This window comes from Actinomadura latina NBRC 106108 (genome assembly GCF_001552195.1).
GTDB classification, from domain to species: Bacteria; Actinomycetota; Actinomycetes; order Streptosporangiales; family Streptosporangiaceae; genus Spirillospora; species Spirillospora latina.
Genome location: NZ_BCQS01000042.1, coordinates 35,314 through 61,054 on the forward strand (window position 1 = coordinate 35,314; position 25,741 = coordinate 61,054).

Here is a 25,741-nt window from a genome sequence, read left to right on the forward strand (position 1 = left end):
ATGCCGGAGGGTCCGGCGCCGGCCCCCGTGACCCAGCGACTGCGCGTCCGCTATGCCAAGCGGGGCAGGCTGCGGTTCACGAGCCACCGCGACATTTCCCGGGCCGTGGAACGCGCCGTCAGGCGCGCCGGGATCCCTGTCGCGTTCAGCGGCGGATTCACCCCCCACCCGAAGATCTCGTACGCGGGTGCGGCGGCGACAGGGGTGGCCAGTGAGGCCGAATACCTCGAAATCGGGCTTACCGATACCCGCGACCCTGCGCGGGTGCGAGCCGATCTCGACGCGGCACTGCCCCCCGGGCTCGACATCGTCGATGTCGTGCCGGTCCGGGCGGGACGCGGCGACGCGCCGGTCAAACCGAGCGCGTTCGCCGATCGGCTCGAGGCGTCCGAATGGCGGATCAGGCTGGACGGCGTGTCCGAGGACGACGCCGCCGCGGCCGTGGCCGCCTTCATGGCCGCCTCGGACATCGAGGTGGAACGCCTCACCAAGAAGGGACGGCGCCGTTTCGACGTGCGCGCCGCCGTGTCCGCATGTGAGCTGGACCGGCGCGCCGCGGAGGCGGCGGATGTCCCTTGTGCGATACTTCGAATGGTTGTTCGGCATTCCACACCGGCCGTACGACCCGACGACATCCTCACCGGACTGCGCCAGGTCGCCGACCTCGCGCCGCCGTCACCACCGCTGGTGACCAGGCTGGCGCAGGGGCCCCTCGACGCGGACACCGGTGGACTCGCGGATCCCCTGGATCCCGACCGGGAGATCGGCCCGGCCTCCGGCGACGGCGCCGGGACGGCCGGCGGCCCTGTGCGGCCGCAGCCCGGGGACGCCGCGAGCGCGGATGCCGTCAGCGCCTGACCGGGGAACCGAAGCCGTGGGAGCACGGAACCGGTTCCGCAGGGTACGGCTGGCGCGCCCCCGACGACTTCGTCGTCATGGCCGGACCACGGTCCGGCGATGGCGACGCCGATGACTGAGAGGTGCTCCCGTGCGGCGCACCGCACGTTCCGCCCCCGGGCGGAGCGGGCGGACGCGCCCGGGAGCCTGACGGGAGATTGCCCGGATGCTTGAGAACGAAGCCGATTCGGCCACGGCCGAAGGCACGGATGACGAGACGACCGAGACCGCGGGCACCGCGGCGAACGGCACCGCCGCGGGGGTGACCTCCCGGCCGCGCCGGGCGAGCCGCCCCGCCGGTCCGCCGCCCGAGGTGGACGAGACTCCGGCCGGCCCTCCCGCCGCCGAGGCCGCCTCCGCCGCCGAGGCCGACGATGTGTCCGCCGAGGAGGAGCCCGCCGAGGAGGAGCCCGCGGCGGAAGAGGCCGCCGTGGAGGAGCCGGCCGCCGATGAGCCCGTTGCGGAGGAGCCGGCCGCCGAGGAGCCGGTCGCGGAGGAGGCCCCCGAGCCGCCGAAGCGGACCAGGACCCGTACCAGGAGCGCGAAGGCCGCCGCCGAGACGCCCGCGCCCGTCCCGATGACCGGCGCCGAGACCTCCCCCGAGGCCGAGGCGCAGGCAGAGACCGAGGCGACGCAGGCAGAGACCGAGACGGCCGCGGAAGAGCCCGCCGAGGAGGCGCCCGCGCGCCGCACGCGGACCCGCCGCCGCGCGGCCGCCGCCGAGCCGCCGGCCGTGCCCGCCGTCCCGCCGGTGCCGGACGTCCCCGCCGTCCCGGTCGCGGGCGCCGAAGTGTCCCCCGAGCAGGTGTCGGAGGTCGAGCCCGCGAGCGGCGTCGGCGTCCCCGGCGTCACGTTCCAGCCCCCCATGGTCGTCTTCCAGCCGCCGCAGCCGAAGGCCGAGCCCCCGGCCCGCCAGAAGCCCGCCGAGCCCGAGCCCGAGCCCGAGCCGGAGACCGGCGAGGACGAGCAGGACCACGACCTGTCCGACGAGGACGACTCCGAGGACCGCCCGTCCCGCCGCCGCCGCCGCCGCGGCGGACGCGGCCGCGGCCGGGGCCGGGAGGGCGCCGAGGACGAGGGCCAGCCCGAGGAGGCCGAGGCCGAGGAGCCGAAGGCCGAGGAGCCCAAGGGCGGCAAGGCGGCCAGGAGCGGCAAGAAGGACAAGCCCGCCAAGAAGGAGCCCAAGGCGGAGGAGGCCGAGCAGGAGGCCGCCGACGACGAGGACGAGGACGAGAACGGCCAGTCCGGGACGAGCCGTCGCCGGCGCCGCCGGAGGCGCCGCACCGGGACCGACGGCGAGAACGGGAACGGCGCCGACGACCCGCCGATCACCGTCGTGCACGTCCGCACCGCCCGGGAGGAGCGCGCCGCCGCCGAGGACGAGGTCCGGTCCGTGCGGGGCTCGACCCGGCTGGAGGCCAAGAAGCAGCGCCGCCGCGAGGGCCGCGAGCAGGGCCGCCGCCGCCCGCCGGTGATCACCGAGGCGGAGTTCCTCGCGCGCCGCGAGTCGGTCGAGCGCGTCATGGTGGTGCGGCAGGAGGGCGAGCGCACGCAGATCGCCGTCATGGAGGACGACGTCCTCGTCGAGCACTACGTCAACCGCGCCACGCACCAGTCGTACGTGGGCAACGTCTACCTGGGCAAGGTCCAGAACGTCCTGCCGTCGATGGAGGCGGCGTTCGTCGACATCGGCAAGGGCCGCAACGCCGTCCTGTACGCGGGCGAGGTCAACTGGGACGCCTCCGGCCTGGAGGGGCAGCCGCGCCGCATCGAGTCGGCGCTGAAGTCGGGCCAGTCGGTGCTCGTCCAGGTCACCAAGGACCCGCTCGGCCACAAGGGCGCCCGCCTCACCAGCCAGGTCTCGCTGCCCGGCCGCTACCTCGTGTACGTGCCGGACGGCTCGATGACCGGGATCAGCCGCAAGCTGCCCGACAAGGAGCGCAGCCGGCTCAAGTCGATCCTGAAGAAGGTCATGCCGGAGAACGCCGGCGTGATCGTCCGCACGGCGGCCGAGGGCGCGACCGAGGAGGAGCTCTCCCGCGACGTGTCGCGCCTCGCGGCCCAGTGGGAGAACATCCAGAAGAAGGTGAAGACGGCGTCGGCGCCGTCCCTGCTCTACGGCGAACCGGACCTGACGATCCGGGTCATCCGCGACATCTTCAACGAGGACTTCTCCAAGCTCGTCGTGTCCGGCGACGAAGCGTGGGACACCGTCTCCGAATACGTCGAGTACGTCGCGCCGCACCTGGCCGACCGCGTCGAGCGCTGGACGGGCGGCCAGGACGCCCTGTCGGCGTTCCGCATCGACGAGCAGATCGCCAAGGCGCTCGACCGGAAGGTGTGGCTGCCGTCCGGCGGCTCGCTGGTGATCGACAAGACCGAGGCCATGACGGTCATCGACGTCAACACCGGCAAGTTCACCGGGCAGGGCGGCAACCTCGAGGAGACCGTCACCCGCAACAACCTGGAGGCGGCCGAGGAGATCGTCCGCCAGCTCCGGCTCCGGGACGTCGGCGGCATCATCGTGGTCGACTTCATCGACATGGTGCTGGAGTCCAACCGGGACCTGGTGCTGCGTCGGCTCGTCGAGTGCCTGTCGCGGGACCGTACCAAGCACCAGGTCGCCGAGGTCACCTCGCTCGGCCTGGTCCAGATGACCCGCAAGCGCGTCGGCCAGGGCCTGCTGGACGCGTTCTCGGAGACCTGCGAGTCCTGCAACGGCCGCGGCATCCACGTCCACCTCTCGCCGGTCGAGCCGAAGGCGGAGAAGGCGGCGGGCAAGGAGAGCGGCCGCCGCCGCAAGCGCAAGGGCGAGGTCGAGAAGGCCGTCGAGGAGAAGCTGGCCCGGCACGACGCCGGTCCGGTCGAGCCCGAGCCCGCCGCCGAGGCCCCGGCGCCCGCCGAGGTCCCGGCGCCCGCCGCGGCCGAGCGGCCGGAGCCGGTGCGGTCGCGGCCGAAGAAGTCGGGCCCCGCGAAGCGCCCGGCCGGCCCGCCCCCGGAGGTCGACGAGTCCCCGGCGCAGGCCGCCGTGGAGGCCGCCGACGCCGCCGAGGAGGCCGCGGACACCTCCCCGGGCGCCCTGGACTCCGCCGAGCCCGTCCCGGTGACCGCCAACGGCGCCGGCCCGGACCTGGACGGCGCCGAGGTGCCCGCCGACGCCGCGGCCGCCGAACCGAACGGCTCCGCGCCGGCCGAGGACGAGGGCGGGAACGGCACGGCCGTCCGCCGCCGCACCCGCCGCCGCGCCACGGCCGCGCGGACCGCCGACAGCGCCGAGTCCGCGGACTGACGTGAGACGGATGCCCTGACCGGACGCGTTCGCGTTGCGGTCAGGGCATCCGGTATCGTTCTACTTCGGTGCGCCGTGCGCGCGCCGTCCGTACCTGCACCGCGAAACCCGTCCGGGGGTCGTTCGGTGCTCACCTCGCCGATCCGGTGAGGCCAAGCAGAGAGCGCCAGGGTTTCCCTGGTGTGCCGCCCTCGGCCCGGTGCCGGGGGTAGGCCCCCATCCGGGGGCTGGTGAGCCACGCGCGGGACCGGTTCAGTCCGGAAGCGCGCGCAGACGAAGGGTTTCCGCGGTGTACGCGATTGTCCGCGCAGGCGGCCGGCAGGAGAAGGTGGCCGTCGACGACGTGCTGACCGTCGACAAGCTGGCCGGTGATGTCGGCTCGACCGTCAAGCTTCAGGCCCTGCTGGTCGTGGACGGCGACGACGTCGTCAGCAAGGCCGCCGACCTCGCGCGCTACGAGGTGACCGCGGAGATCCTCGGCGCGGTCAAGGGCCCCAAGATCAACATCATGCACTACCGGAACAAGACCGGGTACAAGCGGCGGATGGGTCACCGTCAGCCGTACACCGAGGTCAAGATCACCGGTATCAAGGCCGGGAAGTAAGGGAGAGCGGTCTCATGGCACACAAGAAGGGCGCATCGTCCAGCCGTAACGGTCGCGACTCCAACGCCCAGCGCCTCGGCGTGAAGCGCTTCGGCGGCCAGGTCGTCAACGCCGGCGAGATCATCGTCCGGCAGCGCGGCACCCACTTCCACCCCGGGCCGGGCGTCGGCCGCGGCGGCGACGACACGCTGTTCGCGCTGGTCGCGGGCGCGGTGCAGTTCCGCCGTTACCGCGGCCGCAACGCGGTCAGCGTCGTCCCGCCCGCGGAATAGGGACGGGCGACCGCGGCGCCAGCGCCGGCGGAGTGAGGATCGCCCGTCCGCCCCTTCGGGGGTCTGGGGGGACGCCCCCGGAGGAACAGGGCTTGGGCACCCGAACGTTTTCGAAGGGGCGGACCGGTTTCGGTCCGCCCCTTTGCCGTTTTCTCAGAGGAGAGTCACCGTGGCCGCTGGAGCGGGATCGGGCGCGCAGTTCGTCGACCGGGTGGTGCTGCACGTCGCGGCGGGCAACGGCGGGAACGGCTGCGCCTCGATCCACCGCGAGAAGTTCAAGCCGCTCGGCGGCCCGGACGGCGCGAACGGCGGGCGCGGCGGCGACGTCGTCCTCGTCGTGGACTCGAACTCCGCGAGCCTGCTGGAGTACCACCGGCGCCCGCACCGCAAGGCCGGGAACGGCCGGCCCGGCCAGGGCAGCCTCCGGACGGGCGCGGACGGCGGCGACGTGGTCCTGCCCGTCCCGGAGGGCACCGTCGTGAAGGAGGGCGACCGTGTCCTGGCCGACCTGGTCGGCGAGGGCACCCGGTACGTGGTCGCGAAGGGCGGCCACGGCGGGCTCGGGAACGCGGCGCTGGCGACCGCGAAGCGCAAGGCGCCCGGGTTCGCGCTGCTCGGCGAGCCGGGCGAGGAGCGGGACGTCGTCCTGGAGCTGAAGAGCGTCGCCGACGTCGCGCTCGTCGGCTTCCCCAGCGCGGGCAAGTCGTCGCTGATCGCCGCGCTGTCCGCCGCGAAGCCGAAGATCGCCGACTATCCGTTCACGACGCTGATCCCGAACCTCGGCGTGGTGAGCGCGGGCGACACGACGTTCACGGTCGCGGACGTCCCGGGCCTCATCGAGGGCGCCAGCGAGGGGCGCGGCCTCGGCCTCGACTTCCTCCGCCACATCGAGCGTTCGTCCACGCTCGCGCACGTCCTCGACTGCGCCACGATGGAGCCGGGCCGCGACCCGGTCAGCGACTTCGAGGTCATCGAACGCGAACTGCGGGCGTACGACCGGGTGCTCGGCGACCGGCCGCTGTCGGACCGTCCGCGCATCGTCGTGCTGAACAAGGTGGACGTGCCCGACGGCCGCGACCTCGCCGAGATGGTCCGCTCCGAGTTCGAGGAGCGCGGGCTGCGGGTGTTCGAGGTGTCGGCGGCCTCGCACGAGGGGCTGCGGGAACTGTCGTTCGCGATGGCGGCGATGGTGGAGGAGTACCGCGCGTCGCTGCCGCCGGCGGAGCCGACCCGCATCGTGATCCGGCCGGAGCCGGTCGGCGGGGATGCCGACTTCGCGGTCAGGAACCTCGGCGACAACACCTACCTGATCACCGGGGCCAAGCCCGTCCGGTGGCTGCGGCAGACCGACTTCGCCAACGAGGAGGCCGTCGGCTACCTCGCGGACCGGCTCGCCCGGCTCGGCGTGGAGGACGCGCTCGCCAAGGCGGGCGCCGACGCCGGCGCCACGGTACTGATCGGCACCATGGACGACTCCGTCGTCTTCGACTGGGAGCCGGAGGTGCCGGCGGGCGAGGCCGCCGCGGGCCCGCGCGGCACCGACCGCCGGCTGGACCGGTCATGAGCGGAGCGGGCCGGGCGGCGTGGGGGGTCGCCTCTCCGCGGGGAGAAGGGGCATGAGCGAGCGCACGGAGATCGCCAAGGCACGCCGCATCGTGGTGAAGGCGGGGTCGTCGTCGCTGACCACGTCGCGGGGGACGATCGACGCGAACCGCATCGACGCGCTGGTGGACGTCCTCGCCGCCCGCCGCGCCGACGGCACCGAGATCGTGTTCGTGTCGTCCGGGGCGATCGCCGCGGGCCTCGCCCCGCTGGGGCTGACCCGCCGCCCCAGGGATCTGGCGACCCAGCAGGCGGCGGCGAGCGTCGGGCAGGGCCTGCTGTTCGCCCGCTACACCTCGTCCTTCGCCCGGTACGGGCTGACGGTCGGGCAGGTGCTGCTCACCGCCGACGACATGATGCGCCGCTCGCACCACCGCAACGCGCAGCGCACCCTGGGGCAGCTCCTCGCGATGGGGATCCTGCCGATCGTGAACGAGAACGACACCGTCGCCACCGACGAGATCCGGTTCGGCGACAACGACCGGCTCGCCGCGCTCGTCGCCCACCTGATCCGCGCGGACGCGCTCGTCCTGCTGTCGGACGTCGACGCCCTCTACACCGGTGACCCGCGCAAGCCCGGCACCCGGCGCGTCGACGACGTGCACGGGCCCGACGACCTGAAGCACGTCGAGCTCGGCGGGTCCGGACGCGTCGGGACGGGCGGCATGGTGACCAAGGTCGAGGCGGCGCGGATCGCGGGCGTCCCGGTCGTGCTCACCAACTCCGCGTCCGCCGCGCACGCGCTCGCCGGAGACCGGGTCGGCACGCTGTTCCACCCGGCCGAGGGCCGCCGCATGTCGACGCGGAACCTGTGGCTCGCGCACGCGACCACCGGCCAGGGGCGCGTCACGCTGGACGCGGGCGCCGTCGAGGCGGTCGTGCGGCGCCGCACGTCGCTGCTGCCGGCCGGTGTGACGGGCGTGGACGGCGATTTCGCCGCGGGCGACCCGGTCGACCTGTGCGACCCGGCCGGGCACGTCGTCGCGCGCGGCCTGGTGAACTATGACGCGTCCGAGATCCCGGAGCTGATGGGGCGCTCGACGCGCTGGCTGGCCCGCGAGCTGGGCGCCGAGTACGAACGCGAGATAATTCACCGCGACCATCTGGTGATCCTGGAATAACCGGGGGTCTGGGGGGTCGTCCCTCCCAGAACGACTTGAGCGAGGGAGCGTTGTGATGAGCGACGACGAGCGTGAGCAGTTCCTGCGGGTGGCGCGGCGTGCGCGCGCGGCGGCGGCCGGGCTGGCGCCGCTGCCCCGCGCGGCGAAGGACGCGGCGCTGCACCGCATCGCCGACGCGCTGGTCGCCGCCGCCCCGCAGATCGTCAAGGCGAACGAGGCCGACGTCGCGCGGGCCAGGGACAACGGCACGTCCGAGTACATGGTCGACCGGCTGAGCCTGTCGGAGGCGCGGATCGCCGCGATCGCCGACGCCGTCCGGAAGGTCGCCGTCCTGCCGGACCCGGTGGGGGAGACGGTGCGCGGCAGCGTGCTGCCGAACGGACTGGAGCTGCGGCAGGTCCAGGTGCCGCTCGGCGTGGTCGGGATCATCTACGAGGGCCGCCCGAACGTGACCGTGGACGCCGCCGCGCTCTGCCTGAAGAGCGGGAACGTGGCGATGCTGCGCGGCTCGTCGTCGGCGCACGACTCGAACACGGTGCTCGTCGAGGTGATGCAGAGCGCGCTGGCCGAGACCGAGGTCCCGGCGGACGCGGTGCAGCTCGTCCCGGGGACGTCCCGCGAGTCGGTGAAGCACCTGATGCGGGCGCGCGGCCTGGTGGACGTGCTGATCCCGCGCGGCGGCGCGTCGCTGATCAACTCGGTGGTGGAGGAGTCGACCGTCCCCGTGATCGAGACGGGCGTCGGGAACTGCTCGGTCTACGTGGACGCCGCCGCCGACGTGGACATGGCCGTCGACATCCTGCTGAACGCCAAGACGCAGCGTCCCTCGGTGTGCAACGCGGCGGAGACGTTCCTGGTGCACGCCGACATCGCCGACACGTTCGTCCCGCGCGCGCTTGAGGCGTTCAAGGCCGCCGGGGTCACCGTCCACGGCGACGACCGCATGCGCTCCTACAGCGCGGACGTCGTTGAGGCCACCGACGACGACTGGTACGCCGAGTACCTGTCGCTCGACATCGCCGCCCGTGTGGTCGACTCCCTCGAGGACGCGGTCGAGCACATCCGCACGTACGGTTCGGGCCACACGGAGGCGATCGTGACGGCGTCCCAGCCGGCCGCGAAGCGTTTCGTGTCGCTGGTCGACTCGGCCGCCGTGATGGTGAACGCCTCGACCCGCTTCACCGACGGCGAGGAGTTCGGGTTCGGCGCGGAGATCGGCATCTCGACGCAGAAGCTGCACGCGCGCGGCCCGATGGGGCTGCCGGAGTTGACCTCCACCAAGTACGTCGTCACCGGTGAGGGCCACACGCGCGGCTGATCCGTCCAAGTTGTGACATTTTTGCCATTGATGTCACGTTGCCGGTGTGGTCTGATTCACGATTGTGACTCGTGAGTACAGCCGCCGTCGTGTCCTGAAGGGCGCCGCCCTCGGCGCGGGCATCGCCTCCACCGGGCTGGCCGCGTTCCCCGCGCGTCCCGCCGCCGCCGCGCCCGCGCTGGCCGGCCCCGTTAACGGCACCACCCTCGACCGGACGTACGTGCTCGGCGCGGCGGGCGCGGGCGGCTACCGCCCGGTGATCACCGGGCCGGGGGAGCCGCACCTGCTGCGCCGCGACCTCGGCGGCGCCGCCGCCGCGCGCCGTGCCGCGACCCGGCGCGGCATCCTCGCGTTCGGGCATCTCACCGACGTGCACATCATCGACGCGCAGTCCCCGGCCCGCGTCGAGTTCATCGACCGCATCCGGGACCTGGTGAGCGGGTTCCCCGAGGGCGGTTACCGGCCGCAGGAGATCCTGTCCACGCAGGTCGCCGAGGCGATGGTGCAGGCCGTGAACAAGGTCGGGCGCGGGCCCGCGACCGGTCTCGGCCTCGCGTTCACCATCAACACGGGCGACGCCGCCGACAACGTCCAGTACAACGAGATCCGCTGGATCATCGACCTGCTGGACGGCGGCCGGGTCCGCCCCGACTCCGGCGACCCGAACCGGTACGAGGGCGTCATGGACTGGGCGTCCTACGACCGGGCGTACTGGCACCCCGAGGGCGCGCCGCCCGGCGCCGAACTCGACGTCGCGATCGCCAAGTACGGGTTCCCGCGGGTGAAGGGCCTGATCGACGCCGCGCGCAGGCCGTTCCAGGCCACCGGCCTCGACGCGCCGTGGCTCGCCGCGTTCGGCAACCACGACGGCCTCATCCAGGGCAACCTGCCGGTCAACCCGCTCGTCTCCGGCCTCGCCACCGGCGGCATCAAGATCGGCGCCCCGGCGGACGACGGCCAGGCCGAGCGCCTCGCCCGCATGATCCAGCAGGCGGACGCCGCCGAACTGGTCCGGCTGAGCCGCGAGCAGGGCGGCTCCGGCGGGCTGTTCCGTCCCGTGACGCCCGACTGGAACCGGCGGATGCTGTCGCGCGCCGAAGTCGTCGCCGAGCACTTCAAGACGAGCGCGTCCCTGCGCGGCCACGGCTTCACCGCCGCGAACCTCCGCGACGGGACGGCCTACTACGCGTTCGACCAGGGCGTGGTGCGCGGCCTCGTCCTCGACACCGTCAACCCGAACGGCTACTCGGAGGGCTCGCTCGACAAGAAGCAGTTCGCGTGGCTGGAATCGCAACTGAAGGCGGGCAGCAGCCGCTACTTCGCCGCGGACGGCTCGGTCGTGAAGCAGACCGCGAAGGACCGGCTCTTCGTCCTGTTCAGCCACCACCCGATCGGCTCGCTGGAGAACCCGCTGGGCGGCGACCGCGTCCTCGGCGACGAGGTGCAGGCGCTCCTGCTGCGCTACCCGAACGTCATCCTGTGGGTGAACGGCCACACGCACCGGAACCAGGTCATCCCGCACGCCCGCGCGACCGGCGGGGGGTTCTGGGAGGTCAACACGGCCGCGCACATCGACTTCCCGCAGCAGAGCCGCATCGTCGAGCTCGCCGACAACGGTGACGGCACCCTGTCGGTCTTCGCGACGATCCTGGACTCGGCCGGGCCCGCGTCCTACGGCGGCCGGCTCACCGACCCCGTCCGCCTCGCGTCGCTGTCGCGCGAGCTGTCGGGCAACGACTGGCAGGACCGCGACTCCGGCCGCCGCGGCGAGGTCGCCGACCGCAACGTCGAGCTCCTCGTCCCGGCGCCCTTCTAGAGCACGAGAAGGGCCGCCGCGTCCGTGTCGCGGCGGCCCCGGCTCCCTCTTTCAGGCGCTCGTCGGCCCGTTGTCGCGGCGGGTGATCCGGTCGAACAGCCCGCCGGCCGCACCCGCCGCCGCGTCCGCCATGTCGCGGACCTTGCCCACGAACGGGTCGGCCGTCCGCTCCCACGACTCCCGGTAGGAGCGCGCCGCGTCCTTGACCTCGTCCCGGACGGACGCGTTGCCGTCGTCGCCGCGGCGCGGGTAGTCCCCGGCGAGAATCCGCTCGTACTCGCCGCTGCGCGCCCACCGGTCGATCTCCGCGAACCGGATCACCGCGAACGGATGCGACTGGCCGAGCAGGTTCAGGAACTTCAGGATCCCGTCCCGCACGTCGCCGGCCGCGTCGTACTCGCGGGCCTGCTCCAGGAACGCCTCGGCGCTCATCTCGCCGAGCCGGACCCCGCCGGCGAGCTTCATGTTGACCCGCTTCGCCGCGTCCACGTCCTGCCCGGCGAGCAGCCCCGCCCGGTCGGACGACAGCTCCGCCTTCCGGAACCACTCCCGCAGCCCGATGATGATCGCCGCGATGCCGACGTTGCCGAGCGGCAGCCACGCGAGCCGCGACCCGAGCTGCAGCAGGACCTGCATCATCGTCTGGTACACCGCGTGCCCGGACAGGATGTGCCCGACCTCGTGGCCGATGACGAACCGCAGCTCCTCGTCGTCCAGCAGGTCGATCAGGCCGGTGTTCAGCACGATGAACGGGTGGTCGGAGCCGAGCGCCATCGCGTTCGGCGTCGGGTCCTGCCGGACGAACAGCTCCGGGACCTCCGGCATGTCCAGGATGTAGCAGGCGTCGCGGACCATGTCGTGGATGTGGCGGAACTGGTCCTCGCCGGCGCGCACCGTCCCGCCGAGGAACATGAGCCGCAGCGACCGCTCGTTCACCAGCCCCGACAGCTTGCGCAGGACGACGTCGAACCCGGAGAGCGAACGCAGCGCCACGAGCGCCGATCGGTCCGCCGGGTGCTCATAGGCCCGGGAACTGATCCCCGGGAACCGCGTACGTGCTCGATCCGGTGTGTTCTCCGTCATGTCTGACCTCCTGGAGGGCTAAGGCCCTGTAGTGGGGCGGGCGGTGCGGAAACGCCGCGTCGCCGTGTCGGGACGGCTTCGGAGGAGCGCAAACGAGAGAATGCCCGCCCCCTGATCGCATGCGCGGATAGTATTGGCCTGGTGACTCAGCGCGTTCGCCGGTCGTTTCGTTACCGCTTCTACCCGACCCCGGAACAGGCTGAGCATCTGAGCCGCACCTTCGGCTGTGTTCGTCTGGTCTACAACATGGCCCTGGAGGCACGCATCCGAGCGCGCCGCGACGGCCGCCCGATGACGTACAGGGATTCGTCCGCGGCGCTGACGAACTGGAAGCGCAACGCGGAATTCTCGTTCTTGAACGATGTCTCCTGCGTGCCCCCGCAGCAGGCCCTGCGCCACCTGCAGACGGCTTTCGGCAACCACCTGGCCAAGCGGGCGGGGCATCCGCGGTTCAAGTCCCGTAAGCGGGCGCGAGCGACTGCAGTCGAACCGCTGGAGCCGACGCAGCAGGCGGTCGGGCTGGACGCCGGCATCTCCGCCCTCGTCACCACGTCCGCTGGGGAGAAGGTGCGCAACCCCCGGCATGAACGATCCAACCGGCGGAGGCTGCTCAAGGCACAACGCGTACTGTCGCGGCGACGGCCGGGGTCGGCCAACCATGCGGAGGCGAGGCTGCGACTTGCTCGTGTGCACGCGAGGATCGCCGATCGGCGCCGCGATCATCTGCACAAGCTCACGACTCGACTCGTCCGTGAGAACCAAACGGTCGTCATCGAGGATCTCCATGTCGGCGGCATGATCCGAAATCATCATCTCGCGCGCCATCGCGGATGCGGGGCGGTGCACGACCGAGATGTAAACGCCGCTCGGAACATCCTCGCCGCCGGGCTGGCGGAGAGGCGAAACGCCTGTGGAGCCGATGTCAGACCTCAACGGGAGGCTTCTCTCCTGAGCGGGCCATCGGTGACGAAGCAGGAATTCTCCTTCAACTGAGAAGAAGCCAAGTCTGGCATGGTATTCCCGACGAACCAGATGGCCTCAGGGTTCCACGCGAGGAACCCGGGCCCACTGCGGTCCGCCCGGGAGGCGAGTTATGTTCGACCCCAAAGCCGAGGCGATGTCCCTGGACGAGCGAGCCGCGCTGCAGCGGCACCGGCTGTGGGGCCTCGTCGACCGGCTCCTCGCCGCCGGCGGCGTGCAGGGCGGGCGGCTGAAGGAGGCCGGTGTCGGCGGCGGCTCGGACGTGACGCTCGCCCAGCTCCGCAGCCTCCCCTTCACCACCAAGCAGGACCTGTGGGACAACTACCCGTTCGGCATGCTCGCCGTCCCGCAGGACCAGGTCGCCGCCGTCCACGGCTCCAGCGGGACGCGCGGCCGCCCCACGCTCGTCGCCTACACCAGGGCCGACCTCGACCTGTGGGCCGCGATGTGCGCGCGTTCCCTCTCCTGCGCCGGGGCGTCACCGGGCAGCATCGTCCACAACGCCTACGGGTACGGGCTGTTCACCGGCGGCATCGGCATCCACCAGGGCGCCGTCGCGTTCGGCGCGACCGTCGTGCCGATGTCCGGCGGCATGACCGACCGGCAGGTGCGGATGCTCGCCGACCTGCGCGCCGACATCCTCACCTGCACCCCCGCGTACGCGCTGCGTCTCGGCGAGGCCGTCGCCGAGGCGGGCGTCGAACTGCCCGCGCTGAAGGCCGGGCTCTTCGGCGCCGAACCGTGGTCGGAGGAACTGCGCACCGCCATCGAGGCCGTCCTGCCCATCAAGGCGATGGACATCTACGGCCTCTCCGAGGTCATCGGCCCCGGCGTCGCCACCGAATGCCTCGAACAGGACGGCCTGCACGTCAACGAGGACCACTTCATCGTCGAGGCCGTCGACCCGTCCACCGGGGACCCCGTCGAGGACGGCACGCCCGGCGAACTCGTCTTCACCACCCCGACCAAGCAGGCCCTGCCCCTGCTGCGCTACCGGACCGGCGACATCGCGTCCCTCACGCGTGGCGAATGCCAGTGCGGGCGGACCCTCGTCCGGATGAGCAAGGTCCTCGGCCGTGTCGACGACATGCTCGTCGTCCGGGGCGTCAACGTGTACCCCAGCGAGGTCGAACGCGTCCTGCTCGGCTCCGGGCTCGTCCGGCCGCACTACCAGCTCGTCGTCGACCGGCGCAGCCCGTCCGCCCGGCTCCTCGTCGCCTGCGAGGCCCTCGCCGGCGACCCGAAGGACCGCCTCGTCCACGCGCTGTACGAGACGCTCGGCCTCACCGCGGAGGTGTTCGTCCTCCCGGACGGGACGGTCCCGAGAGTCGAGGTCGGCAAGGCCGTCCGGGTCGTGACCTGGGACGACGGCCGCCCGCCGATCCCCGGCCTCGGCTGAGCCGGCGACCCCTGGCGTTCCGGGCGCCGGCCCGCCGATTATTCTCGTCGGCATGACGCAAAAGCGGCGGCTCGGGGTCATGGGCGGCACCTTCGACCCCATCCACCACGGGCACCTCGTGGCCGCGAGCGAAGTCGCGCACTTCTTCTCCCTCGACGAGGTCGTCTTCGTGCCCACCGGCCTCTCCTCCCACAAGGAGGGCGGCGACGTCACCCCCGCCGAGGACCGCTACCTCATGGCCGTCATCGCCACCGCGTCCAACCCTCGCTTCTCCGTCAGCCGCATCGACATCGACCGGCCCGGCCCCACGTACACCGCCGACACCCTCCGCGATATGCGCGAACTCCAGGGCCCCGACACCGACCTCTTCTTCATCACCGGCGCCGACGCGCTGGAGAAGATGCTCACCTGGCACGACACTGACGAACTGGTCGAACTCGCCCACTTCGTCGGCGTCACCCGCCCCGGGCACCGCCTCGCCGACCCCGGCCTCCCCAACGGGCGGGTCTCCCTCATGGAAGTGCCCGCCCTGTCCATCTCCTCCACCGAATGCCGCGAACGCGTCCGCGCCGGCGAACCCATCTGGTACCTCGTCCCGGACGGCATCGTCCAGTACATCAACAAGCGCGGGTTGTACTAGCTCGCGCGGCCCGGGGGTGTGTCGGTGGGGGCGCATACCCTGGAGGGGGAAGGGCCGCATGAGCATTGCGGTCGTACAGCGACACGGGGGTCCGTCCGCCGCCGCCCATGAGAGGGTGTCAACGGACACGACCCCTACAGGGAGGATCGCGAGCGCATCGTGACCGCATCCGAGAGGGCGGCAAAGCTCGTCCGGATCGCCGCCGAGGCGGCGGGCGACAAGCTGGCCGACGACATTCTTGCCTACGACGTGAGCGAGCAGCTCGTCATCACCGACGCGTTCGTGCTCTGCTCCGCCCCCAGCGACCGGCAGGTCCGCGCCATCGTGGACGAAGTCGAGAAGCGCCTGCGCGAAGAGGCGGACGCCAAGCCCGTCCGGCGCGAGGGCGAGCGTGAGGGCCGGTGGGTCCTGCTGGACTACGCCGACATCATCGTGCACATCCAGCACGAGGAAGACCGTCTCTACTACGCCCTCGAACGCCTGTGGAAAGACTGCCCCCTCCTCGACCTCCCGGAGAGCGTCACCGCCCACCAGGCCCAGCGCGCCCGCGCCGTCGGGAGCCCGAGTGAGTGACACCCGGCCCGCCCGCGAACCGGGCAGGCGGCGGCTCGTCCTCTGGCGGCACGGCCAGACCGCGTGGAACGTCGAACGCCGATTCCAGGGCAAGACCGACATCCCGCTCGACGAGACCGGCGTCCAGCAGGCCCGGCGCGCCGCCCGGCTCCTCGCCGGGCTCCGCCCCACCGACCTGCTCGCCTCCCCGCTCAAACGCGCCGCCGACACCGCCCAGGCCCTCGCCGACATCACCGGACTCCCCGTCCGCTACGACAGGGACCTCATCGAGCGCGACGGCGGCGCCTGGGAAGGGCTCACCGCCCGCGAGATCCGCGAACGCTACCCCGCCGAGCACGCCGCATGGCAGCCCCCCGGCGGCGAGACCAGCGCCCAGGTCGCCAAACGCGTCGGCGCCGCCCTCGAACGCGCCCTCGACGAACTCCCGCCCAGCGGGCAGCTCGTCGTCGCCTCCCACGGCGCCGCCCTCCGGCTCGGCATGTCCCACCTCATCGGCCTCCCCGAAGAGACCTGGGAACGACTCGGCGGCCTCTCCAACTGCTGCTGGTCCGTCATCACCGAGATGCGCGACGGCGGCTGGCGCCTCGCCGAACACAACGCCGGGACCCTCCCCGAACCCGTCCTCAGCGACGACCGCCCCGACGCCGGCACCTGACCCGCAAACGATTCGAGAGCAGCCCCGTCCGTCCTATACACTGGCGGGGCGCTGCGGGATGAACGTCCACGCAGCGGCGGGGCTATGGCGCAGTTGGTAGCGCGCCTCCATGGCATGGAGGAGGTCTGGGGTTCGAATCCCCATAGCTCCACGAACGAGTTGGGAGTGGTGTGCCCGCGAAGAGCGCGGGCCGCCACTCCTTCGTCATGTCGACCCGGGGGACGACCCCCGGACCCCCGATGTGGGAGGCTCCGCCCCCCACGCCCCCTTGCCGGTTTCTGTAGGTGCGGGCGCTCGGGTTGTGGGCCCCTTGGCTTGTGGTTGGGACCGTCTGGCGAATTGGGCCTGCTGGGCGGCTTGTGCATGGGGTGCCCAGTGGTTTCATGCGGGATATGGGAAGACATCGCAGGGGGGCGACGCGCGAGGTCACCGTGGGGGACCTCATCGACGAACTGCGCCGGTTCGAGCCCGGGACGCAGGTGCGGCTGGCGATCCAGCCCCGGTTGCCGCAGGAGCACGCCGTCGGGCCCGTCGCCGAGGCCGACGGCATGGTGTGGATCGGCGACGGAGGGCATCGCGGGTACGCGCCCGACGAGGTCGCCGAACAGCTCGGGTGGAGCTGACCGCAAAGCCTTCGCAACCTTTGCGCCCGACGCGCTTCGCGATGTCGATCATGCGGGAACAGCCAAGACGTGGCGATGCATGATCGAGAGGGTTGACCTCAATGAGAAGCCGGATCTTCGGGCCGCTGCTCGCCGCGGCGGCCGTCACGGCGATGGCTGTGCCCGCATCGGCGGAGGAGGCGCCGCCGCCCGCGCCGCAGACCCAAGAGGAAGCACCGCCGCCCGTCCCGCAGAGCTACACCGTGGACGACTGCTCCGAGGCCCTGAGCTTCCTGTCGTCGCTGCTGAAGGGCCTGCGGACCGACCAGGACCTCACCAAGGCCGTCTGCTCCATGAAGGAGCAGCAGAAGCCCGAGGATGCGAAGACCGGTCCCGTCGAGAGCACCTACACGGACCCGGAAGGGCGCACCGTCAAGGACAACAGGCTCCTGGGCCTTCCGGTGGAGTGGCCCAAAAGCCTCACCGTCCAGGTCCCGACCTTCAACCAGGGCATGTACAGGTACTCGTCCGGTCGCTGACGCCGCGCGGGCCGCGGAGGGACGTCCCTGTGCGGCCCCGCGTTCTCAGCGGTGCCAACGTGCACTAAGCTTTCCTCGACCGAGGGGCTATGGCGCAGTTGGTAGCGCGCCTCCATGGCATGGAGGAGGTCTGGGGTTCGAATCCCCATAGCTCCACGAACGAGTTGGGAGTGGTGTGCGCAGGCACACCACTCCTTCGTCATGTTGACCCCTCGCCGGCTCAGGTCTGGGTGAACACGTCGGGGCCGGGGGTTGTGGTGTAGCGGAGGACGGCGCCTACGGGGACGCTCGGGTCCTCGCCGTTGGACGGTAGGACCACCAGTTCGCTGTCCGTTGCCGCGGCGGCTCTGACCAGGGCGGCGGCCGCTCGTTCCTGCTCGGGGTCGACGATGCCGAACTCCTCGCGGAGCTCGTCGGCGGACGCCGCGATTTGGGCCGGGTCGGGGCCGATCCACAGGCGGGCGTCGGAGTCGGGGTCGTCGGTCAGGAGCAGCGTCTCCACCTGGCCGTGGCGCAGGGCCGCGGTCGTCTCGGGGAGGCCCGACACCGCGCGCTCGCCGTTCGCGAGTTCGCGGTCGAAGCGTTCCGCGACCGTCATCACGCGTTCGTAGGTCTTCAGCTGCAGGAGGCGGCGCAGCTCCGCGTCGAGCTCCGGGTCGTCGATGTCGGTGTTCTTGTCGGTCTCGACGGTGTGCTCCAGGACGTGTTCGGAGATCTCCTCCAGGACGGCGGTCCGGACGCGTGCGTCCCCGGCGATCACGATCGCCTCCGCGCCGCAGCGGTCGGCGGCGCGGTCGATCTCGTGGGCGACCTTCTTGGCGTTGAGCTTCCAGGTGTTCTCCGCCGCGCGCTGGAACCGGGACTGGTTCCAGTCGCCCGCCTTCGTCTTGCGGATGGGGTAGTCCTCATCGCCCTCCACGTCGATGTGCACGTGGTCGCCCTTGGCCGTCACGCAGTCGATCGCGCCGCCGCGGCGGTCGACGACGGCCAGCAGGTGCGGGATCTTCTCCCCCCGTTCGGCCAGATACGGCAGGACGTCCGGGAGCGGGCCGAGAGTGGCGTGCGGGTTCTGCGGCGGGCTGGGAAGCCGCTCGTTGTAGAGGACTTCGCCGTCCGCCGCGAAGATCACGATGCCTTCCGAGCGGCGGTCGGCGATCTCCTCGCCGATGGCCCGGTCGACCGCGCGCAGTGTGTCCGCCGGGGTGTTCTGGTCCTCCAGGTCCGCACGCAGCGCCCGCCACCGCAGCTCCACGGCCTTGACCGCGTCCTCGGTGTTCCGGGTGAGGTCGGCGTACACCGACGCGTACGGGCCCGGACGTTGATAAAGCGTCTTGAGGAATGCCAGATCCATGGAATGGCCGTACCCCTCCTAGCTGGGACAAACGTGGAAAGGCGGTACTCAGCCCTCCGCGGACTGCTGGAGTCGCGCATAGGCGAGCTGCAGCCAGTCCGACCCCGCGACCGCCGTCATCGTGGTGCCGGCCAGGCGGGTCGCCTGCGGCGCGAACACCAGCCCCGCCGCGTAGGCCGTCGCGACCCACTGCGCCGTGCAGAACGGGCACGTGATCAGTTCGCCGATGGTGTGCCGGACGCCCTTGCCGCGCGCCTCCTCGGCGAGCTCGGACGGGCCGGACGTCCCGGAGTAGCGGGTGAACGGGGCGCGCAGCGGGCTCGTCACCGGGTCCTTGGCGATCAGCCGGGCCACCTTGTGCGTGGTGACCGTCATCAGCGCCAGGTCCGCGAGGCCGATGGTCGGGGGCCGGTCGCGGAGCCTGCGGCCGATCAGTGCCACCGCCCCGGTCGTCAGCGCGTACACGCCGAGGGTGCCGAGGTAGGAGCCGAGCGGACGGTCCTCGCCGCCGGCGTACTCCTCCTTCTGCCGGCGTGCGGTGTCGGCGACCGTGTTCATGATGCGGTCTCCCTTCCTGGTGGGACGATCAGGCAGAACTCGTTGCCCTCCGGGTCGGCGAGCACCGTGGTCGGCCAGCCGTCGTCCACGAAGGGCCCGCGGACGACGGTGGCGCCCAGCGCGGTGACGCGGGCGAGTGCCGCGTCCATGTCGGCGACGCGGAGGTCGGGGTGCATGCGGTTCTTCCCGGCTTTCGGCTCGGGGACGCGCTGCAGCAGGATGCGTGGCCGCTCACCGGCGGGGTCGGTGAGCGGCACGTACGGGGGGTCGAACCCGCCGCGGTCGTACCCGAGCGCGGCCGCCCAGAAGTCGGCCAGGCTGTCGGGGTCGCGGCAGTCGAGGACGAAGACGAGTTCCATCTAGTGGTCGCGGAGCGCCTTGACCAGCTCGGACTTGCTCATCGAGGAGCGGCCCTCGATGCCGATCTCGCGGGCGCGGCCGAGCAGCTCGTCCTTCGTCCAGTCGTCGTATGAGGGGTTCTCGCCGCCCTTGCGGCCGACGTTCTTCTTGCCGCGGTTCGCGGAGGCGTTCGCGATGCGCGCGGCCTTCTCCTTGCTCTCGCCCTTGTCGCGGAGCTTCTGGTAAGTCTTCTCGTCCTTGATCTGTGCTCTAGGCATATCAGGACAAGTACCCGGCACACGTGGCCCACACATGGGAGAGAATCGACTCCGGGGAAGGGGACCTGTGCGCATTGGCATCCTGGGCCCGCTCGACGTGCGGGACGAGGCGGCGCGGCCCGTCGAGGTCGGCGGCCGGCGGCTGCGCGCCCTGCTCGTCCGGCTCGCGGCCGAGGCGGGGCGGCCCGTGTCCGCCGAGCGGCTGCTGGACGACCTGTGGGACGGCGCGCCCCCCGCCGGCGGGGGCAACGCGCTGCAGGCGCTCGTCTCCCGGCTGCGCGGCGTCGCCGGACGGGACGTCGTCGAGCACGGGCCCGGCGGGTACCGGCTCGGCATCGACCCGGGCGAGGTCGACGCGGTCGCGTTCGAGCGGGGCGTCGCGGCGGCCCGCGCGGAGGGCGATCCAGCGCGGCGGGCCGGAGGGCTGGGGTCGGCGCTCGCGCTGTGGCGCGGCCCCGCGCTCGCCGACGTCGCCGGCGCCGACTTCGCCTACGGGATCATCACCCGGCTCGAGGAGCTGCGGCTCGCTGCCGTCGAGGACCGTGTCGAGGCGGAGATCGCCCTCGGGGGGCCCGCCCCGCCGGTCGCCGAGCTGGAGCCGCTCGCCGCTGCCAACCCGCTGCGCGAACGGCTGCGTGGCCAGTTCATGCGCGCCCTGTACGCGGCGGGACGGCAGGCCGAGGCGCTGGAGGTGTACGAGGAGACGCGGCGCGCGCTCGCCGACCGGCTCGGCGTCGACCCGTCGCCCGAACTGTCCGCCGTCCATCTGTCGATCCTGCGGCGCGCGGCCCCTCAGCCGGTTCCGGACGTTCCGACCGCGCCGCGCACGAACCTGCCCGCGCAGCTCACCAGCTTCGTCGGCCGCGAGGAGGAGTCGCGGCGGGTCGGCAAGCTGCTCCGCGAGACCCGGCTCGTCACCCTCACCGGCCCCGGCGGCGCCGGCAAGACGCGGCTGGCCCGGGAGAGCGCCGCCGCGCTCGTCGAGGAGATGCCGGACGGCGCCTGGTTCGTCCCGCTCGCGCCGGTCAGCGACCCCGGCGACGTCGTGCAGGCCGTGCTGTCGGCGCTCGGCGTGCCCGAGACCGTCCGGCCGGGCGAGACGCGCGTGGTGGTGCGGTCCCTGGAACGGCTGACCGACTTCCTCGCCGGCAAGCGGATGGTCGCCGTCCTGGACAACTGCGAGCACCTCATCGACCACGTCGCGCGGCTCGTCGACCACGTCCTCGCGCAGGCCCCCGGCGTCCGGATCCTCGCGACCAGCCGCGAGCCGCTCGGCATCACCGGCGAGTCGCTGTGCCCCGTCCCGTCCCTGCCGTTCCCGGACGGGGACGCCACCGACCCGGCCGACGCCCTCGGCTACGCGTCGGTGCGCCTGTTCGCCGACCGGGCGGCCGCCGCCCGGCCCGGCTTCGCCGTGGACGCCGGCACCGTCGCCGACGTCGTCGCGATCTGCCGGGCGCTCGACGGCATCCCGCTCGCGATCGAACTGGCCGCCGCCCGGCTGCGCTCCCTCACCTCCGGTCAGGTCGCGGCGCGGCTCGGTGACCGGTTCCGGCTGCTCACCGGCGGCAGCCGCACCGCGCTGCCCCGGCACCGCACGCTGCGCGCCGTCGTCGACTGGAGCTGGGACCTGCTGGACGGCGTGGAGCGCACCGTCCTGCGCCGGCTGTCGGTGTTCGCGGGCGGCGCCGCCCCGGAGGCGGCGGTCCACGTGTGCGGGCTGGACGCGGTCGAGCCGCGGGACGTCATCGACGTGATCGCCGCCCTGATCGACAAGTCGCTGGTGATGGCGGACGGCGACGCCGACGTCCGCTACCGGCTGCTGGAGACCGTCCGCGTGTACGCGGCGGAACGGCTGGAGCAGGCCGGTGAGACCCGGCGCGTCCGCGACGCGCACGCCGGCTACATCGTCGGGCTCGCCGAGCGCGCCGAGCCGGAGCTGCGCCGCCGCGACCAGCTGCACTGGGTCGAACGGCTCGCCGCGGAACGCGACAACGTCGCGGTCGCCTTCCGGCACGTGATCGAGACCGGCGACGCCGAGACGGGGCTGCGGCTCATCGCTGGGCTGCTGTGGTTCTGGGTGCTGCGCGACATGGAGCGGGAGGCGGGCGGCTGGGCGGTCTCCGTCCGCGACATGGCCGGCGACACCGCGCCGCCCGGCATGGCGGAGGCGTACGCGCTCTGCGCCATCACGGCGGGTCTCGTCAGCGAGATGACGAAGGAGCCGGGACCGACGCAGGAGTCGCTGCAGGCGATGCTGGACGGCATCCTCGACCTCGTTCCCGAGGCGCCGATGCATCCCCTTCTCGCCCTCATCGAACCGATGTCCGTCATCTTCCAGGGGGACATCGACGAGGTCCGGCGGCGGCTGCGGGACGTCCAGGACCACCCCGACCCGTGGGTCCGCGCCATCGTCCGCGTCCTCCGCGCGCACATGGGGATCCACGGCGGCGACATCGACGAGGCCGCCACGGAGGCCGCCGACGGCTACGCGCGGCTCCGCGAGATGGGCGACCGCTTCGGGATGATCGTCGCGCTGGGCGCGATGATGCAGGTCGCGCTGGCGCGCGGTGAACCGGCGGACGCCGTCCGGTTCGGCGAGGAGGCGTACGGCTACGCCACGGGCGGTGTCAGCCCGGAGCAGGGCGCGGCGATCCTGACGCAGCTCGCCGAGGCGCGGTCCCGGCTGGGCGAGGTCGCGCGCGCCCGCGAGGACCTCGAATACGCCATGGCGCAGATGGAGCGGATCGGCGAGTTCGCCGACGCGGCGACCGCCTCGCTCCTGCTGTGCGAGCTGGCCCTGAAGGAGGGCGACCGGGACGCCGCCCGCGCGCACGCGGACCGCGCGCAAGGGTGGGTCGAGCGGCGCGGGCACCGGCCCGACTTCGCGCAGGCCGTCCGCCGGACCTACAGCCGCCTCGCCTGCCTCGCCGAGGAGGACGGCGACCTTGAGGCGGCGCGGCGCCGGCACCTCGAGACGTTCACCGGCCTGCCGAACGACGCGCTGATGGGGAACCCGACCGTGGCGTCCCTCGTCGAGGGCCTCGCCGCCTACGCCGCCGCGCGCGGCGAGTTCGTCCGCGCCGCCGAACTGCTCGGCACCGCCCACAACCTGAACGGCTACCTGAACGAGGCGTCCTACGACGTCGGCCGGACCCTCTCCGCCGCCACCCGGGCCCTGGGCGACGACGCCTTCGCCGCCGCCTACGGACGCGGCCGGCGGCTCACCCGTGCGGACGTCCTCGGCCAAGGCGCCGGCCTGGTCGCATCCATTTGAGCCGACGCGGCCCATCGGCGGTCCCTGCGGCAGGAGCCCGGTTAGGGCGGTGTTCGCCGGGCGGAGGGGGCGACGGCGCGCGCCGCCCGGGACGTGCGTCCGGGCGGCGCGTCCGCGCGGGGCTCGGCTTCAGGTTCGACGCGAGTACATGCGCATGGCCAGGGGGAACGTGACCGCGACGAGGCCCGCGGCCCAGGCGAGCGTGTACCAGACGTGGTTGCCGACCGGTCCGCCGACCGTCAGCGCCCGCACCGACTCCGCCAGATGCGTGACCGGGTTGACCTTCGTCCACGCCTCCAGCCAGCCCGGCATCGTGGACGTGTCCGGGACGAGGATGCTGCTGCCGAACGTCAGCGGCATCACCCACAGGAACGCGAGTCCCTGCACCGTCTCGGGCGACGGCGCGAGCAGCCCCACCAGGACGGAGACCCACGACACGGCCAGGTAGAACACGTACGCCACCGCGAACGCCGCCAGCACCGACAGCGGATCGGTGTGGAACCTGAACCCTAGGATCGATCCGAACCCGACGAGCATCGTCATCACGATGACGAAGCGGACCGTGTCCCCGAGGACCGTCCCGATCAGCGGCGCCGAACGCGCGATCGGCAGGCTTCGGAACCGGTCGAACACGCCCTTGTGGATGTCCTCGTTCAGGGCCGTCCCGAGGCCCATCGTCGCGAACATGGCCATCTGCGCGACGAGCCCTGGAAGCAACTGCTGCAAATACGAGTGGGTGTCGCCGGCCACCGCACCACCGAACACGTAGAGGAACAGCAGCAGGAACACGATCGGCATCAGCGTCGTGTCCAGCAGCTTCTCCGGCGAGTGCCTCAACTGGGCGACGTTGCGCCACGCGAGCGTCAGGCCGTGCCGCAGCGTCCGCCGCGGGCTGATCCGCGCGGGCGGCTCGGCCGGCGCGAGGCGAGTGTCGAAGGTCATGGTGGTCATGCCACGCTCTCCTCGGGGACGAGATCGGACTGTGCTTCTTCGGTGAGGTGGCCCGTCAGTGTGAGGAACACCTCGTCCAGGCTCGGCATCCGCAGCGCCAGCTCAGCCGCCACGATGGACGCCTCGTCCAATCGCCTGACCAGCGCCGACAGCAGCTTCGGATCGTTCACCGGCGCGGTGACGAGAGCGGCCGACTCCTGCACCTCGGGCCGCTCCCCGGTCAGCTCGGCGACGATCGCGGCGAGCTGGGCGGTGCGGTACGGCTCCGCCGCGCGCACCACGACGGTCTGCCGCCCGATCCGCCCCTTCAGCTCGGCGGACGTCCCCTCCGCGATGACGCGGCCGTGGTCGAACACCGCGATCCGGTCGGCGAGCGCGTCGGCCTCGTCCAGGTGCTGCGTGGTCAGCAGCACCGTCGCCCCGTCGGCGACCACGTCCCGGACCGTGTCCCACACCTCGTTGCGGGCCCGCGGGTCCAGCCCGGTCGTCGGCTCGTCCAGGTAGATGACCTCGGGCCGGTTGATCAGGCTCGCCGCCAGGTCGAGCCGCCGGCGCATCCCGCCCGAGTACGTCTTGACGGCGCGCGACGCGGCATCGGTGAGGCGGAACCGCTCCAGCAGCTCCCGCGCCCTGGCCTTCGCCTCCTGCCGCCCGAAGTCCAGCAGCCGGGCGATCATCACGAGGTTCTCGGTGCCGGTCAGCTCCTCGTCCACCGACGCGTACTGACCCGTCAACCCGATCTTCGCGCGGACGCGCACCGCGTCCCTGACCACGTCGTAGCCGGACACCTCGGCTCGTCCGGCGTCCGGCCTGAGCAGCGTCGCCAGCACCCGCACGGCGGTCGTCTTACCGGCGCCGTTCGGGCCGAGAACGCCGAGCACGGTGCCCCGGCGCGCGACGATGTCCACCCCGTCCAGGGCCTTGGTCTCCCCGAACCGTTTCCGCAACCCCTCAGCGCGGATCACTTCGTCCATCGATCTTGCCCTTCGCTTGTCCGTCATCTGTGACGGTCACCACCGTGGGGGAGGACGCTGACATGCCGCGTACATTGGCGTCCGGACGCTGACAGGCCACTGATGCGGCACTGACGGCGATCCCTCAGAACCGGGATGACCTGCGAGTCCTGTCCGTCGGACGGGACGCTGCCGCTGGGTGCCCTTGGTGTGGGTGATGGGGTTGCGGGAGTGCGTGGGGCAGACGATGGCCGTGTTGGCGCCGGCTGTGCGGGCCGCGCCGATTTGACGGGTCCTCCAGGGCTGCCTAATCTCTGTCGTGCCCCAAGGGGATGCGGGACGCCGACAGGCGGACGGCCTCGGGGGAAGGCAACAGAGGAAAACGGTTCGTAGCTTGCTCCGGGCCGGGGTACTCTGGAGTTGCAAGCCCGAGACGGGATGCAGGACGCCGAGAGGTGGCCGGCCCGCAGGGCGTCTCCTACGGAATGATCATCGCCAGGTCTTGGGCCTGGGGGTGTGTCGTCTCCGCGGGGACTTGGGTCGCCTCCGACTGTCGAAACGATCTTCGCGGATCGGGTTGACAACGGGAGCGGAACAGGTAAGTTAGAAGGGTTGCCCCGGAGCCGGGGTCCTGCGAAAGCGG

23 protein-coding genes and 2 tRNA genes are annotated in these 25,741 nt (G+C 72.3%); 18 read left to right on the top strand and 7 right to left on the bottom strand.

What is annotated here, in order from left to right:
* From AL2_RS33795 to AL2_RS33830, 8 genes are all read left to right on the top strand, one after another.
* Nucleotides 1-858: a TIGR03936 family radical SAM-associated protein gene (locus AL2_RS33795; protein ID WP_067640978.1), complete on the top strand. Its 858-nt coding sequence runs from the start codon at nt 1-3 to the stop codon at nt 856-858.
* Nucleotides 859-1,063: 205 nt separating this feature from the next.
* A complete protein-coding gene (locus AL2_RS33800) occupies nt 1,064-4,186 on the top strand; it encodes an Rne/Rng family ribonuclease (RefSeq protein ID WP_067640980.1) in 3,123 nt (1,040 codons plus the stop codon).
* Between the two features lie 289 nt (nt 4,187-4,475).
* The gene (gene rplU, locus AL2_RS33805) at nt 4,476-4,790 is read left to right on the top strand and encodes a 50S ribosomal protein L21 (protein WP_067640982.1); all 315 of its coding nucleotides are present in this window, start codon (nt 4,476-4,478) and stop codon (nt 4,788-4,790) included.
* 14 nt (nt 4,791-4,804) lie between these two features.
* The gene (rpmA, locus tag AL2_RS33810; protein ID WP_067640985.1) at nt 4,805-5,062 is read left to right on the top strand and encodes a 50S ribosomal protein L27; all 258 of its coding nucleotides are present in this window, start codon (nt 4,805-4,807) and stop codon (nt 5,060-5,062) included.
* Nucleotides 5,063-5,231: 169 nt separating this feature from the next.
* On the top strand, nt 5,232-6,626 hold the full coding sequence (gene obgE / locus AL2_RS33815) for a GTPase ObgE (protein WP_067640987.1): 1,395 nt from the start codon (nt 5,232-5,234) through the stop codon (nt 6,624-6,626).
* A 52-nt stretch (nt 6,627-6,678) separates the two neighbouring features.
* Nucleotides 6,679-7,785: a glutamate 5-kinase gene (proB, locus tag AL2_RS33820; RefSeq protein WP_174550903.1), complete on the top strand. Its 1,107-nt coding sequence runs from the start codon at nt 6,679-6,681 to the stop codon at nt 7,783-7,785.
* Between the two features lie 55 nt (nt 7,786-7,840).
* Nucleotides 7,841-9,103 carry a glutamate-5-semialdehyde dehydrogenase gene (locus AL2_RS33825; RefSeq protein WP_067640989.1) on the top strand — a complete coding sequence of 421 codons (1,263 nt, stop codon included), beginning with the start codon at nt 7,841-7,843 and terminating at the stop codon, nt 9,101-9,103.
* 64 nt (nt 9,104-9,167) lie between these two features.
* Nucleotides 9,168-10,919 (top strand): TIGR03767 family metallophosphoesterase, encoded by a 1,752-nt coding sequence (locus AL2_RS33830; RefSeq protein ID WP_067640992.1) that lies wholly within the window; start codon nt 9,168-9,170, stop codon nt 10,917-10,919.
* 51 nt (nt 10,920-10,970) lie between these two features.
* Here AL2_RS33830 and AL2_RS33835 read toward each other — a convergent pair whose 3' ends face one another.
* On the bottom strand, nt 10,971-12,002 hold the full coding sequence (locus AL2_RS33835; RefSeq protein WP_067640994.1) for a M48 family metallopeptidase: 1,032 nt from the start codon (nt 12,000-12,002) through the stop codon (nt 10,971-10,973).
* Nucleotides 12,003-12,143: 141 nt separating this feature from the next.
* On the opposite strand from AL2_RS33835, the gene AL2_RS36945 reads away from it, so the two are divergent.
* From AL2_RS36945 to AL2_RS33875, 9 genes are all read left to right on the top strand, one after another.
* The gene (locus AL2_RS36945; RefSeq protein WP_083947179.1) at nt 12,144-12,995 is read left to right on the top strand and encodes an RNA-guided endonuclease InsQ/TnpB family protein; all 852 of its coding nucleotides are present in this window, start codon (nt 12,144-12,146) and stop codon (nt 12,993-12,995) included.
* Nucleotides 12,996-13,095: 100 nt separating this feature from the next.
* On the top strand, nt 13,096-14,382 hold the full coding sequence (locus AL2_RS33840; RefSeq protein ID WP_067640996.1) for a phenylacetate--CoA ligase family protein: 1,287 nt from the start codon (nt 13,096-13,098) through the stop codon (nt 14,380-14,382).
* A gap of 52 nt (nt 14,383-14,434) precedes the next feature.
* On the top strand, nt 14,435-15,022 hold the full coding sequence (gene nadD, locus AL2_RS33845; protein WP_067640998.1) for a nicotinate-nucleotide adenylyltransferase: 588 nt from the start codon (nt 14,435-14,437) through the stop codon (nt 15,020-15,022).
* A 159-nt stretch (nt 15,023-15,181) separates the two neighbouring features.
* Nucleotides 15,182-15,595: a ribosome silencing factor gene (gene rsfS, locus AL2_RS33850; RefSeq protein WP_067641000.1), complete on the top strand. Its 414-nt coding sequence runs from the start codon at nt 15,182-15,184 to the stop codon at nt 15,593-15,595.
* Entirely contained in the window at nt 15,588-16,250 is a 663-nt protein-coding gene (locus AL2_RS33855) for a histidine phosphatase family protein (protein ID WP_067641002.1), read from the top strand. Before rsfS ends, AL2_RS33855 begins: the two co-directional genes overlap by 8 nt.
* Nucleotides 16,251-16,328: 78 nt before the next feature.
* Nucleotides 16,329-16,401 (top strand) — tRNA-Ala (locus AL2_RS33860).
* 241 nt (nt 16,402-16,642) lie between these two features.
* On the top strand, nt 16,643-16,873 hold the full coding sequence (locus AL2_RS33865; protein ID WP_067641036.1) for a hypothetical protein: 231 nt from the start codon (nt 16,643-16,645) through the stop codon (nt 16,871-16,873).
* 101 nt (nt 16,874-16,974) lie between these two features.
* A complete protein-coding gene (locus AL2_RS33870; protein ID WP_067641004.1) occupies nt 16,975-17,391 on the top strand; it encodes a hypothetical protein in 417 nt (138 codons plus the stop codon).
* A gap of 83 nt (nt 17,392-17,474) precedes the next feature.
* A tRNA-Ala gene (locus AL2_RS33875) sits at nt 17,475-17,547 on the top strand.
* Nucleotides 17,548-17,611: 64 nt separating this feature from the next.
* On the opposite strand, the gene AL2_RS33880 is transcribed toward AL2_RS33875, so the two are convergent.
* From AL2_RS33880 to AL2_RS33895, 4 genes are read right to left on the bottom strand one after another with little or no spacing between them, the layout of a single operon-like run.
* Nucleotides 17,612-18,742 carry a baeRF2 domain-containing protein gene (locus AL2_RS33880; RefSeq protein WP_067641006.1) on the bottom strand — a complete coding sequence of 377 codons (1,131 nt, stop codon included), beginning with the start codon at nt 18,740-18,742 and terminating at the stop codon, nt 17,612-17,614.
* 48 nt (nt 18,743-18,790) lie between these two features.
* Nucleotides 18,791-19,300 (bottom strand): DUF1360 domain-containing protein, encoded by a 510-nt coding sequence (locus tag AL2_RS33885; RefSeq protein WP_067641008.1) that lies wholly within the window; start codon nt 19,298-19,300, stop codon nt 18,791-18,793.
* Nucleotides 19,297-19,659 carry a VOC family protein gene (locus AL2_RS33890; protein WP_067641010.1) on the bottom strand — a complete coding sequence of 121 codons (363 nt, stop codon included), beginning with the start codon at nt 19,657-19,659 and terminating at the stop codon, nt 19,297-19,299. Before AL2_RS33890 ends, AL2_RS33885 begins: the two co-directional genes overlap by 4 nt.
* Nucleotides 19,660-19,917 carry a DUF7218 family protein gene (locus AL2_RS33895; protein ID WP_067641012.1) on the bottom strand — a complete coding sequence of 86 codons (258 nt, stop codon included), beginning with the start codon at nt 19,915-19,917 and terminating at the stop codon, nt 19,660-19,662. It lies immediately after the preceding gene.
* A gap of 67 nt (nt 19,918-19,984) precedes the next feature.
* Here AL2_RS33895 and AL2_RS33900 point away from each other — a divergent pair, with 67 nt between their 5' ends.
* Nucleotides 19,985-23,194: an ATP-binding protein gene (locus AL2_RS33900; RefSeq protein ID WP_067641014.1), complete on the top strand. Its 3,210-nt coding sequence runs from the start codon at nt 19,985-19,987 to the stop codon at nt 23,192-23,194.
* Nucleotides 23,195-23,323: 129 nt separating this feature from the next.
* On the opposite strand, the gene AL2_RS33905 is transcribed toward AL2_RS33900, so the two are convergent.
* Both AL2_RS33905 and AL2_RS33910 read right to left on the bottom strand, forming a co-directional pair.
* Entirely contained in the window at nt 23,324-24,145 is an 822-nt protein-coding gene (locus AL2_RS33905; RefSeq protein WP_067641016.1) for an ABC transporter permease, read from the bottom strand.
* Nucleotides 24,142-25,119, bottom strand: a complete 978-nt coding sequence (locus AL2_RS33910; RefSeq protein ID WP_067641018.1) for an ATP-binding cassette domain-containing protein — start codon at nt 25,117-25,119, stop codon at nt 24,142-24,144. The genes AL2_RS33905 and AL2_RS33910 overlap by 4 nt, the downstream gene beginning before the upstream one ends.
* Nucleotides 25,120-25,741 lie beyond the last annotated feature (622 nt).

Coding starts and splice junctions, on each gene's coding strand:
- AL2_RS33910 (WP_067641018.1), bottom strand. CDS start 25,119: ATGGACGAAGTGATCCGCGCTGAGGGGTTGCGGAAACGGTTCGGGGAG.
- AL2_RS33880 (WP_067641006.1), bottom strand. CDS start 18,742: ATGGATCTGGCATTCCTCAAGACGCTTTATCAACGTCCGGGCCCGTAC.
- AL2_RS33840 (WP_067640996.1), top strand. CDS start 13,096: ATGTTCGACCCCAAAGCCGAGGCGATGTCCCTGGACGAGCGAGCCGCG.
- AL2_RS33890 (WP_067641010.1), bottom strand. CDS start 19,659: ATGGAACTCGTCTTCGTCCTCGACTGCCGCGACCCCGACAGCCTGGCC.
- AL2_RS33885 (WP_067641008.1), bottom strand. CDS start 19,300: ATGAACACGGTCGCCGACACCGCACGCCGGCAGAAGGAGGAGTACGCC.
- nadD (WP_067640998.1), top strand. CDS start 14,435: ATGACGCAAAAGCGGCGGCTCGGGGTCATGGGCGGCACCTTCGACCCC.
- proB (WP_174550903.1), top strand. CDS start 6,679: ATGAGCGAGCGCACGGAGATCGCCAAGGCACGCCGCATCGTGGTGAAG.
- AL2_RS33795 (WP_067640978.1), top strand. CDS start 1: ATGCCGGAGGGTCCGGCGCCGGCCCCCGTGACCCAGCGACTGCGCGTC.
- AL2_RS33895 (WP_067641012.1), bottom strand. CDS start 19,917: ATGCCTAGAGCACAGATCAAGGACGAGAAGACTTACCAGAAGCTCCGC.
- AL2_RS33835 (WP_067640994.1), bottom strand. CDS start 12,002: ATGACGGAGAACACACCGGATCGAGCACGTACGCGGTTCCCGGGGATC.
- AL2_RS33800 (WP_067640980.1), top strand. CDS start 1,064: ATGCTTGAGAACGAAGCCGATTCGGCCACGGCCGAAGGCACGGATGAC.
- rpmA (WP_067640985.1), top strand. CDS start 4,805: ATGGCACACAAGAAGGGCGCATCGTCCAGCCGTAACGGTCGCGACTCC.
- AL2_RS33825 (WP_067640989.1), top strand. CDS start 7,841: ATGAGCGACGACGAGCGTGAGCAGTTCCTGCGGGTGGCGCGGCGTGCG.
- AL2_RS33905 (WP_067641016.1), bottom strand. CDS start 24,145: ATGACCACCATGACCTTCGACACTCGCCTCGCGCCGGCCGAGCCGCCC.
- AL2_RS33870 (WP_067641004.1), top strand. CDS start 16,975: ATGAGAAGCCGGATCTTCGGGCCGCTGCTCGCCGCGGCGGCCGTCACG.
- AL2_RS33865 (WP_067641036.1), top strand. CDS start 16,643: ATGGGAAGACATCGCAGGGGGGCGACGCGCGAGGTCACCGTGGGGGAC.